Source organism: Pseudomonas sp. RAC1, assembly GCF_030658255.1.
Lineage (GTDB): Bacteria > Pseudomonadota > Gammaproteobacteria > Pseudomonadales > Pseudomonadaceae > Aquipseudomonas > Aquipseudomonas boreofloridensis.
Genome location: NZ_JAUTXS020000021.1, coordinates 78,629 through 91,582 on the forward strand (window position 1 = coordinate 78,629; position 12,954 = coordinate 91,582).

11 protein-coding genes and 1 tRNA gene are annotated in these 12,954 nt (G+C 64.9%); 7 read left to right on the forward strand and 5 right to left on the reverse strand.

Annotation, left to right across the window (positions count from 1 at the left end):
* The 3 genes from Q7C30_RS04975 to Q7C30_RS04985 form a co-directional block, all read right to left on the reverse strand.
* A complete protein-coding gene (locus Q7C30_RS04975) occupies positions 1 to 1,161 on the reverse strand; it encodes an MFS transporter (RefSeq protein ID WP_317870880.1) in 1,161 nt (386 codons plus the stop codon).
* An 82-nt stretch (positions 1,162 to 1,243) separates the two neighbouring features.
* Complete coding sequence (locus Q7C30_RS04980) at positions 1,244 to 1,387, reverse strand: hypothetical protein (RefSeq protein WP_295481403.1); 144 nt, start codon at positions 1,385 to 1,387, stop codon at positions 1,244 to 1,246.
* 246 nt (positions 1,388 to 1,633) lie between these two features.
* Positions 1,634 to 2,857 carry an MFS transporter gene (locus Q7C30_RS04985; RefSeq protein ID WP_317870881.1) on the reverse strand — a complete coding sequence of 408 codons (1,224 nt, stop codon included), beginning with the start codon at positions 2,855 to 2,857 and terminating at the stop codon, positions 1,634 to 1,636.
* A gap of 199 nt (positions 2,858 to 3,056) precedes the next feature.
* Here Q7C30_RS04985 and Q7C30_RS04990 point away from each other — a divergent pair, with 199 nt between their 5' ends.
* The 4 genes from Q7C30_RS04990 to Q7C30_RS05005 all read left to right on the forward strand — a co-directional run bounded on the left by Q7C30_RS04990 (position 3,057) and on the right by Q7C30_RS05005 (position 6,398).
* Positions 3,057 to 3,980, forward strand: coding sequence for a FecR domain-containing protein (locus Q7C30_RS04990; RefSeq protein ID WP_317870886.1), 924 nt, complete (start codon positions 3,057 to 3,059; stop codon positions 3,978 to 3,980).
* 94 nt (positions 3,981 to 4,074) lie between these two features.
* Positions 4,075 to 4,151: transfer RNA gene (locus tag Q7C30_RS04995), tRNA-Met, on the forward strand.
* Positions 4,152 to 4,337: 186 nt separating this feature from the next.
* Positions 4,338 to 5,093, forward strand: a complete 756-nt coding sequence (locus Q7C30_RS05000) for a hypothetical protein (protein ID WP_317870882.1) — start codon at positions 4,338 to 4,340, stop codon at positions 5,091 to 5,093.
* Between the two features lie 153 nt (positions 5,094 to 5,246).
* On the forward strand, positions 5,247 to 6,398 hold the full coding sequence (locus tag Q7C30_RS05005; RefSeq protein ID WP_317870883.1) for a hypothetical protein: 1,152 nt from the start codon (positions 5,247 to 5,249) through the stop codon (positions 6,396 to 6,398).
* A 6-nt stretch (positions 6,399 to 6,404) separates the two neighbouring features.
* Here Q7C30_RS05005 and rimI read toward each other — a convergent pair whose 3' ends face one another.
* Together rimI and Q7C30_RS05015 are read right to left on the reverse strand one after the other, a co-directional pair.
* Positions 6,405 to 6,860, reverse strand: coding sequence for a ribosomal protein S18-alanine N-acetyltransferase (gene rimI / locus Q7C30_RS05010; RefSeq protein ID WP_039580275.1), 456 nt, complete (start codon positions 6,858 to 6,860; stop codon positions 6,405 to 6,407).
* Positions 6,857 to 7,660, reverse strand: a complete 804-nt coding sequence (locus Q7C30_RS05015) for an energy transducer TonB (protein WP_317870884.1) — start codon at positions 7,658 to 7,660, stop codon at positions 6,857 to 6,859. Before Q7C30_RS05015 ends, rimI begins: the two co-directional genes overlap by 4 nt.
* Before the next feature lie 221 nt (positions 7,661 to 7,881).
* Between Q7C30_RS05015 and mksB the strand changes: the two genes are divergently transcribed.
* Genes mksB through mksF form a run of 3 tightly spaced genes read left to right on the forward strand, consistent with a single transcriptional unit; the run spans position 7,882 to position 12,693 of the window.
* Positions 7,882 to 9,168, forward strand: coding sequence for an Mks condensin complex protein MksB (mksB, locus tag Q7C30_RS05020; protein WP_295481398.1), 1,287 nt, complete (start codon positions 7,882 to 7,884; stop codon positions 9,166 to 9,168).
* Positions 9,158 to 9,865, forward strand: a complete 708-nt coding sequence (gene mksE / locus Q7C30_RS05025) for an Mks condensin complex protein MksE (RefSeq protein WP_029614188.1) — start codon at positions 9,158 to 9,160, stop codon at positions 9,863 to 9,865. The genes mksB and mksE overlap by 11 nt, the downstream gene beginning before the upstream one ends.
* Positions 9,862 to 12,693, forward strand: coding sequence for an Mks condensin complex protein MksF (gene mksF, locus Q7C30_RS05030; protein ID WP_116889206.1), 2,832 nt, complete (start codon positions 9,862 to 9,864; stop codon positions 12,691 to 12,693). Before mksE ends, mksF begins: the two co-directional genes overlap by 4 nt.
* The last annotated feature ends 261 nt before the right edge of the window (positions 12,694 to 12,954 follow it).

The following is a 12,954-nucleotide window of genomic DNA, read 5'->3' on the forward strand; positions in this document are numbered from 1 at the left end:
CTAGCCCGCCTGGACTGACACCCGCTGAACGTGCCGATACGCCTGGCGGGCGAAGCACACGAACAGCCCGGCCATCAGCGCCAGGGCCATGGGCAGGCCGTGGGGCGCGACATCCATCGCCGCCCCGCTGAGCAACGGACCGACCAGGCTACCGGCGCCCCACAGCAGCCCGACGCTGGCGTTGGCGGTGACCAGGTCGCGTCCTTTGAAGCGCTGGCCGATCAGCACCAGCGCCAGGGTGTAGATGCCGCCGGCCACTGCGCCAAGTAGCACCAGCAGCGGCCACAATAGCCAGGTCAGGTTCAGCAGCCAGGGCAAGGCGATGCCGATGGCCATGGCCACCAGGCCGCACAGCAGGTGCAGCCCGGTACGCTCGACCCGATCGGCCAGCCAGCCCAGCGGCAGCTGGAAGAGCATGTCGCCGGCGAACACCACCGTCACCATCAGCGCCGCCACGCCCACGGCAAAGCCGTGGCTGGTGGCGTAGACCGGCAGCAAGGAGAGCACCACGGCGTCGAAGAACGAAAAAAACAGCACCGCTACGCACAGTGCCGGTGCGACGCGGAAGAACCCCGCCAGGGTGAAGCTGCGCGCGTCCTCCTCGTCATGCTCGACGCAGTCGTTCGGCACGCTGAACACAATGCACAGCAGGGCCAGGCCGTAACCGGCGGTGACCACGGCGGTGATCCATGGGCTGTTCGGCCCGAGCAACGCCAGCAGCGCCGGGCCGAGCACCTGAAAGCCGGTGAAACTGGTGGCGTACAGCGCCATGATCTTGCCGCGGTTGTGCTCCGCGCACAGCGCATTGACCCACGACTCGCCGAGAATGATGGCGATGCCCATGCCGATCCCCAAAGCCAGGCGCAGCAGCGCCAGCAGCCAGAGCCTGTCGAAAGCCCATTCCAGCAAACCGATGCTCAAGGCGCACAGGCTGAAGCACAGCAGGTAGAGGGTGCGCCGGTTGAAGTGCCGACAGCAGGCATCGACCATGAAGGCCGAGAGCATCATCCCGGCGGCAGGAATCGCCGAGACCATGCCGATTTCCAGGGTGCCCGCCCCGGCCTGGTGCAGACGCAACGACACCAGCGGCAGGCTGGCCCCCAGGCTGAAGCCCACCACCGACACGGCGAACAACAGGCCCGCCAGCAAACGCATGTTCATGTACTTTTCCACCCCACCGAAGGATCGACAAACGCAGGCGCCCACGGCCGTGTCGAGAACACACGGCAGACGCAGGCCTGGATCAGCTCGAGGCGAGGTGCGGGGAGAAGGTGAAGGCGAACAGCACGCTGCGTCGACGCTTGAGCACCGTGTCGCTCGGCCACGCGCGGCGCGCTGTCGGGGCGACAGGCTGGCAGCAGGGGCTGAGGCTACGGGTGCGGCGCATTGCGAGGTTCGCTGCAAAAAGATGAGGGGGTCGGACTCTAGGCCAGGGCCATCCGATCCGTCAACGCCCAGGCAGCGCCATGATGCTGTTCACTCAAGATCTGTAGTGGTGGCATTGGGGCTGCTGCGCAGCCCATCGCGGCACAAGGCCACTCCCACAAGTTCCGCGCAGCCCCATGTCTACGGCTTTACGCGGACTTTGTGGGCGCGGCCTTGTGCCGCGATTGGACCGCTTAGCGGCCCCGGCTCAACGCTTCCCGGTCGATGGCAAGAATACCGCCAGCAAGCCGAACAACGGCAGGAACGAGCACAATCCGTACACGTACTCAATGCCGCGCAGGTCGGCCAGGTAGCCGAGCAGCGCCGCGCCGATGCCGCCGAAGCCGAACATCAGGCCGAAGAAGATCCCGGCGATCATGCCCACGTTACCCGGCACCAGTTCCTGCGCGTACACCACGATCGCGGAAAACGCCGAGGCCAGGATGAAACCGATCACCAGGCTCAGCACGGTGGTCCAGAACAGATCGGCATACGGCAGCGCCAGGGTGAATGGCGCCACCCCCAGAATCGAGAACCAGATCACCGCCTTGCGCCCGATGCGGTCACCGATCGGCCCGCCGAAGAAGGTGCCAGCGGCTACGGCGCCGAGGAACAGGAACAGGTGCAATTGCGAACTGGCCACCGACAGACCGAACTTCTCGATCAGATAGAAGGTGAAGTAGCTGGTGAAACTGGCCATGTAGAAGTACTTGGAGAACACCAGCAGGCCCAGCACCACCAGCGCCGCCAGCACGCGTCGACGCGACAGCCCATGGCTGGCGACGCCGCCCTTGCGCGCCTTGTACTGGTTCAGGTGGTCCTTGTACCAGCGCCGCAGCACCAGGGTCACGCCGAAGAAGAACAGGGCTGCCAGACCGAACCAGGCCACATGGGTCTGGCCAAACGGAATGACGATGGCCGCTGCCAGCAATGGGCCGAATGCGGAGCCGGCATTGCCGCCTACCTGGAAGGTCGACTGCGCCAGGCCGAAGCGCCCACCCGACGCCAGCCGGGCGATGCGCGAGGTCTCCGGGTGGAAGGTCGACGAGCCGATGCCCACCAGCGCCGAGGCCAGGAGGATCATCGCAAAGCTGTCGACGAAGGCGAGCATGACGATCCCCACCAGGGTGCACAGGGTGCCCATCGGCAACAGGTTCGGCGTAGGGCGTTTGTCGGTGTAGAAGCCGACCCAGGGCTGCAGCAGCGAGGCGGTCACCTGGAAGGTCAAGGTGATCAGGCCGATTTGGGCGAAGCTCAGGTCGTAGTTGGCCTTGAGCATCGGATAGATGGCCGGCAGGACCGACTGGATCAGGTCATTGATCAGGTGCGCCAGCGCGCAGAACGTGATGATCCGCATCACCAGCGGACTGCTGCCGGAGGTCGGCGTAGCGCTGGGGATCGCGGGGCTGCTCGGGGTACTGCTGATGGCCATGGGCTCGACATCCGTGCTCTGGTTGGGCTCCGATTATTAGAAACATCTCGATACGAAGCCACCCCTAATTTGCCAGCGGGGTGCCATCCATCCGATGCGTACTTGTAAATGGTTCTCACTACAATTAGCATCTTTCGCTCCCTTCCCTCAGTTCCGGGCACCCTGCCCGCTTCGCGAGCCGACCGATACCATGAGCCCGATGCCAGCCGCGCGGTTCGACCCTGATCCCCACCAAGAAGCGCTGCAGTGGCTGGCCCTGCTGAGCCGCCCCGGCAGTCACGCGCAGCAGCGCAAGGCCTTCGCCCAGTGGTGCCAGGACCCGGAAAACGCTCGCGCCTTTGCCGCCCTGCAGCACCGTCCTGGCTCAGTGCCGACCCCGGCCGGGCGGCCGCGTCCACGACCGCTGGCGCTGCGCCGCAGCCACTGGGGCAGCCTGCTCGGCGCGCTGTTCCTGCTGCTGCTGGCCGCACTGGCCTTTGTCTACTGGCCACTGATGCAGCGCCTGGGCAGCGAACTGCACACCAGTGCTGGCGAGCGGCGCAGCGTGCGTCTGGCCGATGGCTCCACCCTGCACTTGGACGGTGCCAGCGCGATGAACGTGGACTTGCGCGGTCGCACCCGACAGTTGCAACTGGTGCAGGGCTTGGTGGATCTGGAGGTCAACCTCGATGGGCGCGCGCTGGAAGTCCAGGTGGACGATGTGTCGATCCAGGTCTTCGCCACGCGCCTGAGGCTCAGCCGCTACGGCGATCACGACGAGCTGGTGGTGCTCAACGGCAAGGCCCTGATCCGCCAGGGCGGCGACCAGCGCCTGCTCTCGGCCGGCGAGCGCGTGCGGTTCGATTCGGGGCATCTGGAGGCGGTGGAAAAAGTCGACACCCGCAGCCTTCAGGCGTGGCGCGACGGTCGCTTGATCGCCCGCGACCTGCCTTTGCAGCAGGTGCTGGAGGCGCTGGCCGGTTATCGGGGTATGCGGGTGTGGGTGCTGGACGCGCAGATCGGGCAACGCCGAATCAGTGGCGATTTTGCGCTGGACCCTGCCAGCAATACGCTGGATGCGCTGATCGCCGGCCAGCAACTGCGGGCCTACCCCTTGCTCGGCCAGGCGCTGATCGTCCATTGAGGTGAGGTGCACGGCTAAGCGTCTGAAACCGTGTGAATTTTTTTTGAAATGAGTGTTGACACAGGGGCATCACAAGAGAATAATGCGCGCCATTGGCTACATAGCTCAGTTGGTTAGAGCATAGCATTCATAATGCTGGGGTCCGGGGTTCAAGTCCCTGTGTAGCCACCAAACCTGAAAAGGGCTTACCGCAAGGTAAGCCCTTTTTCTTTGCCTGCGATTTCTTCAGCTTCTTCAGCGCACGCCCGCCGCGGCCACGGTCAACCACGTGCTGTCGCTCGATCATCATTTCCGTTTGGTTCACAAATAAGCGGCCAGGTATCGTGCGCTCCTCAATTTCCCACTAAGGACAGTGCAGTGTTTTGGAACAGGAATAAAACGCTCAAAGTTGAATGGCTGACGCCGTTGACCATCTCTACACATGCCGCCGAACAACCACCGCAAGCGCTTGATCAGTCAAAAGTTACAAAAGCCAATACTGACCTCGCGTTCAAACTTGTGGCTACGGGTGCTTGGAGCATTCAAGGTGGTCTGCTGGTGTATGGTTATTCGACGCTGATCGGCTCGTACGACAGATTCGGTATCGATATCAACGAGATTGCCTTGGGTATACCGACCCTACTGTTATATGGGTACGTCAGTGCATGGTCGGGCGCGATGAGTGCAGCGAATAGCGTGCCAATCATCGGCCCTGCGCTCGTGGCACTGGCATTCATTGTGATAGCCGCGATCTTCGTGTCTTTGGTCACCAAGCGACTACCCTTCCCGGTTGTATTAGGGCTCTCCACATGGATTGGAATCACCCTGTTCACAGCCTTCATGGCACCGGCCATAGGCGTGCAGCGGGGATTGAAGAATGGTCTGGACGACTTTGCAAAATACACCGGCCTGGAGGCCTCCCAGGGTCTCGACAGTACAGTGACGGTCATCACAAGCACGTCAACAAGATTGACGGGACATCTGATCTTGGTCGATAGCAAGAGTATGTTCTTGCTGGTTGACAGGACGGTGTACAAGATTGATGGCGCCACGGGGCGTGTCATTCGAGAAACGCAACTTTCACCCAAGCCCCTACGCACACTGGTGAAGCCAAAGCAGTCTGAACACGACTGAATCAGACGGGATGGCCTGCATACGCTGCACCCAAGCGGCCATCGCCGCCCCTGCAAAACAGGCGGCTCACGCGTCGAGACATGATGTTTGCAAGCGTAGCGCCTTATTATGGACAGCCCGCCGGCCCCGGCGGCCACCGACAAGGAGTTACGCATGCACAAGCTGGCTGTATCGGCCCTGGCCGCCCTCGCCTTCAGCGGCCTGGTCCAGGCCGATGCGCGCATCGACCTGGGCGATGCGCAGCGGGTCACCCGCCTGTTCGCCTTTCCCAATAATTGCCATGTGATCTGCTTTCGCGACTGGACTCTGGAGCAGACCGTCGAGCACTACCTGACCCAAAGCGTGCGTCGCGACGGCTACGCCAACGCCCAGGTTCAGGTCAGTCGAAACAGCGACGACCATGTGCAAGCCCTCATCAGCGATGTCCCACCGAGCTACGCCGAGCCGCTGCGCCAGTTGCTCGACAGTGGCGAGCTGGCCTATCAGGGCGCCACCCGTCTGAACAAGGACGGCAAATGGGCCTACGACTGGTACCTGTTCCTGCCGCTGGGCATGGCCCTGGAGAACCGCCGCAGCATCGAGCTGCTGCATTTCCCACCGGATTACTCGCTCACCCAGGCCCAGGACTACCTGCGCTCGAACACCACCGACCGTTGGGCACAGTTGCTCACCTTCAACGGCATCGACGCCAGCCAGACCCCGGCCTACCAGACCATCGTCGACATCGCCCCGATTGCCGCGCCCGCCAGCGCCGGCAAGGACCTGGAGGGTACCTACAGCTACTTCAGCGACTACCAGACGCGCATGGTCAAGCAGATGACCCTGCGCCAGGGCGCCCAGCCGCTGCCGATGGTGGCCTTCGGCGCCCCGGTGCGCAGCTGGATCCAGCAGCAGTACGGGCCTAAGGTGAACGTGCTGGGGCTGGTCAGCATCAGCCCGCAGGCCGACAGCCAGGTGCCGGTGCTCGGCGCCAACCACCCCAGTGCGATCTGGTATGCAGCGGACAAGAACAACACCGGCGGCGATCAGGACAAGGCCGACGCGGCGGGGCTGAAGATGATGGGCCAGGATCTGACCGCCGCCTGCTGGCAGGCCGGAATGGGGCGCAATCCTAACGCCGATGCCAAGGCGACGCTGGAGGCCTGTGCGACCAAGTGGCAAGTGACGCAGAAGAAGCAGACCTGCGAGCTGTTCTACCGCAGCATCCGCGACATGACGCCGGCACAGGCCGCCGCCAAGTGCAACACCGGGAGCGTGACGCGCAGCCTGCGCGATTTGCGCAAGCCGGCCGAAGTGGAGCTTTAGCCCGCGTCAGTCCTCGAGCAAGGTGCAGGCCATCACCAGCGCATCTTCGCGTCCGCCCGGCGCCGGGTAGTAGTCCCGGCGCCGGCCGATTTCGTTGAAGCCATAACGCTCGTACAACCGATAGGCCGACTGGTTGCTGGCGCGCACTTCCAGGAAGCATTCCCGGCCATTGAGCTGCCAGGCCCGTGCCATCAGGTGCTGGAGCAGGCGCAGGCCCAGTCCGCGCCCCTGGTTCTCCGGCTTGACGGTGATGTTGAGCAGGTGCGCTTCGTCGATGATCACGTTGATCACCCCGTGTCCCACCTGCTGCTGGCCGTCGAACATCAACCACACTTCGTAGGACTTGAGCGCATCCTGAAAGATGCCGCGGGTCCAGGGATGACTGAAGGCGGCATATTCGATCTTCAGTACGGCATCCAGATCCGCCTCGGTCATCGGGCGGAAACTGATCGAGTCACTCATTCAACGCTCTTCCAGCGCGCCATCAGCTGGCGCATGGCTTTCCAGACGAGCGCCTTGCGCGGCGGCTCGTCCATCAACAGTTCAAGACCCGGCAGTGCCCAGACCTCGCCCAGGCCCTCGACCGTGAGCATCTGGTAGTACGCCTGCTCGTCGGCAGCGGCGGCGAAGCGTATGGCCGGCAGGCCGACCAACCACACACAGTGGCTGGGGACTTCCTCCAGGCGCGCCTGGACAAAGCCCTGGACGAAGTCGCGCGCCGCCTCCGGGCCCTGGTCCATGGTGCTGCGCAACAGCAGCGGCCAACGCACCGGCTCGCCGACGATCTGCGGGGCGTCGGGCAGGCCGGCAGCGCGCAGCATGTCCTTGAGCAGCAGATAGGACGGGTCGCGGCTCTGGAACGGCTGCCCGGTGGCCAACTCCACCAACAGCAGGCACTTGCCCGCGCGCAGCAGTTGCAAGGCGAAGCGCGGCGGCGGCACCGGCGCGGGCCTTGCGACCTTGGGCGCCTCCGGCTCGCGCTCGGCCACCGGGGCGGCCGGTTTGGGCGTGCTGCCTGGGCGCGGAATCTCGATCTTCGGCCGCTCGATCTGACGCACCTGGCCGGCGACCGGCACGGCCTCGGACTGAGTGGCGGCTGCCGGGCGCGCCGGCTGCACCTCGAAGTCCGGTGTCTCCACCGGCGCCACCGGCAGCAGCAACTCGGGCCGCGAAGGCGCCGCGAACGGCAGTTCGGCGCGCGGCAGCCAGTGCACCACTTGCATGGCGGACAGGTAGGCGCGGCGGCGGGGCTCGGTCAGCACGGCTCAGGTTCCGGAGGGTTGGGTGGCGGTCGGGCATTCTAACGCCGTTGGCGGAAATTTTCCGAGCCAATCCCGCTTCCGAGGCCGCGCGCACCGCCCAGGCGCGGGTTCATCCGCGACCAGGCCACCCAGACCGGGCAAAACCCGGACCAAGGGGTGAAACCCTGCCCCCCTGATGCAGTACAATCGCCGCTTTTATTTGGCAACGAGTCGACCCGCCAATGATCGAACCCAAGCGCGTCCTGCGCGCCCTAGCCGAACACTGGGCCTTGATCGAGCCGCTGTGCGAGCGTTTCGACCAGGGCACCCTGAGCCTGGTCGAGCTGCGCCAGCAACTGGCCCGCCAGCAGGTGGAGAGCACCGCGCAGGACATCACCCAACTGCTCGACGTGTGGATCCGCCTGGACATCCTGGTCCCGGTGGCCAAGAGCCCGAACCGCTTCGAGCTCAACGCGCAGATCCACGATTTTCTCGCCTACCTGCGCCGCGAGCACCGCCTGGGCCTGTGCCTGGAGATCGAAGCCTACCTGCGCCACCTCGAGCGTCTGGCCGGGCATATCCAGGACGCCTTCGACAACCGCGACAGCGACGACCTGGCGCGCCAACTGCGCCTGCTCGACATGCGCGTGCGCGACGTGCTGAAGAAGCTCGATAACGACGAGCAGGCGCTGGTGGCCGTGGCCGAACGGGCCAAGACCAGCAACCGCCAGATCCCCCTGCGCCAGCGCTACGCCGAAGTGCTGGCGACCTGGGACGAATACGTCGAGCCGATGATCCAGTTGGTCAATGCCGACGGCGCCTTCGAGCAGGGCGTACGCAAGGTCGAGACCGTGCTGCTGCGCCTGCTCGGCGAGCAGGCGCGCCTGGGTCATCTGGTCGACGACGACATGCTGTTGCGCACCCACGCGCGCATCCTCGAGATGCAGACCAGCGCCCAGCTCACCCTGCGCCATGCCCGTGAACTGCTGCTGCCGCTGCGCGAGGAAGCCCGTCGGCACAACGCCGTGACCCGCGGCGCCGCGCTGGCCCTGTCGGTGATCCGCAAGAAAGGCCTGGATGCCGTGCCACAGGCGGCCATGCCGCTGTTCACCCGACCGCAGAGCACCTTCCTTGGCAGCGCCAGCCAGGTCGAAGCCTATGTGTATGCGCTGGCCCGCTTCGAGCCCAAGCCGGCGCGCTTCCCCAAGGCGCACAGGACCGACAAAGGCCCGCTGCCGCGCGCGCCACGCACGGTCAAGGAAATGCTCGAACGCTGCGAAGACGCCCTGCCGCTGCCCGACCTGATGGTCTGGTTGCTGGAGCAGGAGCCCGAAGGCGCCACCGACGAACTGCTGTACTGGTTCTCGCGCCTGTCGCGTGAAAAGCGCTTCAACCGCGCGCGCCTGGAGCGCCAGGACTACCTCACCCGCGAACACGTGGTCAGCCTGCGCTCCTTCGCCCTGACCTCCAGCCGCGAGCCCTCGCCGGCCGCCACCGAATCCACCGCGAGTCCCGTCCATGCATCTTGATCTTTCCGAACTGTCCCAGCTCGCGCCGATCTTCCGCGAGCTGTTCAAGGGCTTCCACATCAGCCGCCGCGACCCGGAACTGTACGCCCAGTTGTCGAACTTCCAGGATGCCTACCGCAGCCTGTTCAAGGCCTTGGGCTTCGAACTGGTGTGCGACACCCGCGGCTTCTACTACTTCGTCCCCGAACAGGCCGCCGCGCAGGTGAACAAGACCGCCCAACGCCTGGCACTGTTCACCTTCATCCTGGTCGAGCACCTGGCCGACCAGGGCCGCGACCCGATCGCCGTCCTCGACGGCGGCAGCATCGGCCGCGACGAGTTGCCCTCGCTGCTGGAGAAGTACCGCGACCTGTTCCTGCAGGCCGAGGTACAGACGGTCGAGGAGCTCGAAGAGAAAATCCTGCGGCGCATGACGCAATTGGGCTTCGCCTTCGAGGAAGGTGGCATCTACCGCTTCCTGCCGCCGATGCACCGTTTCCTCGACGTGTGCCTGTCAGTCCAGCAGGACCGCGACCTGGCCGCCACCCTGCACAGCGACCTGCCGTTGCCGACACCGGTGCTGATCGAGGAAGAAACGCCCGAAGAACTGCACCGCACCGACGACCCGCTGGACCTGACGCCGTTCGACGGCGAGGAGTCCGAAGAAGACGCCCTGGCCCGTGCCATCCGCGAAGAGCAACAGGAGATTGACGCATGAGCCAGGAACGCTACGGCATTCGCCGCTTCGCACTGCTCAACACCGCCGGCTACAGCCTCGGCCTGTTCCCGCTGGAGCACCCGCTGTCGGTGTACGGCGCCAACAACCTGGGTAAATCGGCATCGATCAACGCGCTGCAATTCCCGATTCTGGCGCGCATGTCGGACATGGCCTTCGGCAAGTACAGCCTGGAGCAGTCGCGGCGGTTCTACTTCGCCAGCGACACCAGCTATATCCTCTGCGAACTGAACCTGCCCCACGGCCCGCACGTGATCGGCGTGGTCGGCCGTGGACCCGGCGGCGGTTTCGGTCACCAGTTCTTTGCCTACCAGGGTGAGCTGGACCTGGCCCATTACCAGAAAGACGACACCTGCCTGCGCCAGAAGGAGCTGTTCACCAACCTGGAGCGCAATGGCCTGAAGGCCTACGAGCTCAAGCCGGACGAACTGCGCCGGCTGCTGGTGGGCGGACACACCTCGGTGCCGCTGGACCTGACCCTGATTCCGCTGCGCTCGACCAGCGAACAGAGCCTGAAGACCTTCCGCGCGCTGTTCATCAACCTGCTGCACATGCGCGAGATCACCGCCGCCAAGCTCAAGCAACTGTTCCTCGACGCCTTCGAGCACAGCCTGCGCTCGGGCAGTGTCGACTACATCGCGGCGTGCGAAGAAGCCTTCCGCGACGTGCGACGCATGGAGCAGGACTACAACGCGCTGGTCGCGGCCGGTCCGCTGGTCGAGGCCCTGGCCGGTGGCGTGGCCCAGCGCGACATTCTGCGCGGCAAGCTGCACCGCCTCTCGCCGCTGCTCGACAGCCTGCTCGGCACCTGGCAGGACTACGCGGCCGCGCGCAAGGACGAACTGGTGATCCAGGCCGAGCACTACCGGGCCGAGCAGGACGCCCTGCAGAACGACCAGCGCGGCGGCACCCAGGAGCTGATGCGCCTGGAGCGGGAGATCACCGGCATCCAGCGCTGGCTTGGCGAGCTGTCGGTGCTCAAGCACCGCTTCGCCCTGGTCGATGACGTCAAGGTGCTGGAGCAGCAACTGCTGGCGGCCAAGGACGCCCACGACGAACTGGCCGGCGCCCTGGCGCAGTCGCGCCAGTTCTCCGCCGAAGACCTCGACGAGCGCGTGCGCGACCTGGAAAAACGCCTCAAGGCCGTCAAGCAGCAGCTCGAGCACGCCGACAACAACAGCTATGCGCGCCTGCGCGAGGAATTCTCGCAGCAGGACGTCGACCGCCTGATGCGCCTGTTCAACGGCGCGCTGTTCAGCCTGCCGCTGGGCGAGCGCGGCATCGAGGTGGACGACGGCGATCAGTGGGTGAGCACCCTGGAACAGGTGCTCGACCGCTTCAAGGGCGAACGTTTCGAGGTGCCGGGGCTGTCCATCGACCTGTCGCACATCGAGCCGCCGGCGCTGCAGGCCCTGGCCGACCGCGCCGCCCTGCGCGATCAGAAGGAGCGCCTGGAAAAAGAGCTGCGCCAGCTCAAGACCCAGCAGGCCGTGGCCCTGGATCGCGCCGCGAGCAAGGCCCAGACCGAGGCGCTGTACCAGCAGGTGCTGGACGCGCAGAAGGCCCTGGAAGACTTCCGCCGCAGCGAGACGCTGAGCGCAGAAGAGCCGGAGAAGCTCGAACAGCTAGCCCAGTTCGAAGCGGCCCAGGACGAGCTCAAGCGCTCCAGCGACGCGTTTACCGAGCGCGTCCAGCAACTGTCGGCCAAGCTGCAACTGGTCGGCCGCCAGATCGCCGACATGGAAGCCAAGCAGCGCACCCTGGACGACGCCCTGCGTCGCCGCCAACTGCTGCCGGCCGACCTGCCGTTCGGCACGCCGTTCATGGAGCCGGTGGACGACTCGATGGACAACCTGCTGCCGCTGCTCAACGACTACCAGGACAGCTGGCAGGCCTTGCAGCGCGTGGACAACCAGATCGAGGCGCTGTATGCCCAGGTACGCCTCAAGGGCGTGGCCAAGTTCGACAGCGAAGACGACATGGAGCGCCGCCTGTCGCTGTTGATCAACGCCTATTCGCACCGCACCGAGGAAGCGCTGACCCTGGCCAAGGCCCGCCGCGCCGCCGTCACCGACATCGCCCGGACCTTGCGCAACATCCGCAGCGACTATGACAGCCTCGAGCACCAACTGGCCCTGTTCAACCGCGAGATCAACCGCCGCCAGGTGTCGAACCTGGAGAGCTTCCGCGTGGTGCTGGCGCCGAACAAGGAAGCGCTCAAGCACATCGACCAGATCATCCACAGCGCCGGCCAGTACGAGGAAGGCGAGACCCTGTCGGTGTTCGACCTCACGCAGAACGCCGAGCAGGACAACAAGAACGAAGAGGCCAAGGAGTACCTGGCGCGCCTGGTGGCGGCCAACCATAACCAGTTGGGCCTGAAGGACCTGTTCGAACTGGCCTTCGAGATCACCAAGATCAACAGTCAGCCGGTGATCCACGCCGACATCGACGGCGCCGCCTCCAACGGCACCACCATGACCATCAAGGCGCTGACCAACATGTACCTGTTGCTGCACCTGATGGATCGCGACCTGGCCAGCCGCATCCGCCTGCCGTACTACCTCGACGAAGCGGCGGACATCGACGAACGCAACCAGGCGGCGCTGTTGGAGACCAGCCAGCAGTTGGGCTTCGTGCCGATCCTGGCAAGCGTGAAGCCGCAGGTGTCGGCCCACGTGGCGATCGACCTGGAGGGCGGCAGCGGGCCGAACGGGATCTACATCGACGAATCGGACTGGAAGTACATCAGTCGGCGGGATGTGGAGAAGGCGATCGTGCGGGAGGATCAGGCCGAGGAACTGGCCTGATATCGTGAAGATGAGCTGCGCCCCAAATGTTGGACACACCTCTACGTTCGGGACGCAGTTCAAACACGTGTGGGAGCGGCCTTGTGTCGCGATCGGGCGCGAAGCGGCCGTGAAATCAGCCACTGCGGACTTTCAGGAAGATCTCGGTAGCCAGATTTGCGGCCGCTTCGCGCCCGATCGCGACACAAGGCCGCTCCCACACGTGTTTGAACTGCGTCCCGAACGTAGAGGTGTGTCCAACATTTGGGGCGCAGCTCATCT

Excerpts from the sequence above, each read along its gene's own strand:
- Q7C30_RS04975 (WP_317870880.1), bottom strand. The coding sequence starts at position 1,161 with ATGAACATGCGTTTGCTGGCGGGCCTGTTGTTCGCCGTGTCGGTGGTG.
- Q7C30_RS04980 (WP_295481403.1), bottom strand. The coding sequence starts at position 1,387 with ATGCGCCGCACCCGTAGCCTCAGCCCCTGCTGCCAGCCTGTCGCCCCG.
- Q7C30_RS04985 (WP_317870881.1), bottom strand. The coding sequence starts at position 2,857 with ATGGCCATCAGCAGTACCCCGAGCAGCCCCGCGATCCCCAGCGCTACG.
- rimI (WP_039580275.1), bottom strand. The coding sequence starts at position 6,860 with ATGAGTGACTCGATCAGTTTCCGCCCGATGACCGAGGCGGATCTGGAT.
- Q7C30_RS04990 (WP_317870886.1), top strand. The coding sequence starts at position 3,057 with ATGCCAGCCGCGCGGTTCGACCCTGATCCCCACCAAGAAGCGCTGCAG.
- Q7C30_RS05005 (WP_317870883.1), top strand. The coding sequence starts at position 5,247 with ATGCACAAGCTGGCTGTATCGGCCCTGGCCGCCCTCGCCTTCAGCGGC.
- mksF (WP_116889206.1), top strand. The coding sequence starts at position 9,862 with ATGAGCCAGGAACGCTACGGCATTCGCCGCTTCGCACTGCTCAACACC.
- mksB (WP_295481398.1), top strand. The coding sequence starts at position 7,882 with ATGATCGAACCCAAGCGCGTCCTGCGCGCCCTAGCCGAACACTGGGCC.
- mksE (WP_029614188.1), top strand. The coding sequence starts at position 9,158 with ATGCATCTTGATCTTTCCGAACTGTCCCAGCTCGCGCCGATCTTCCGC.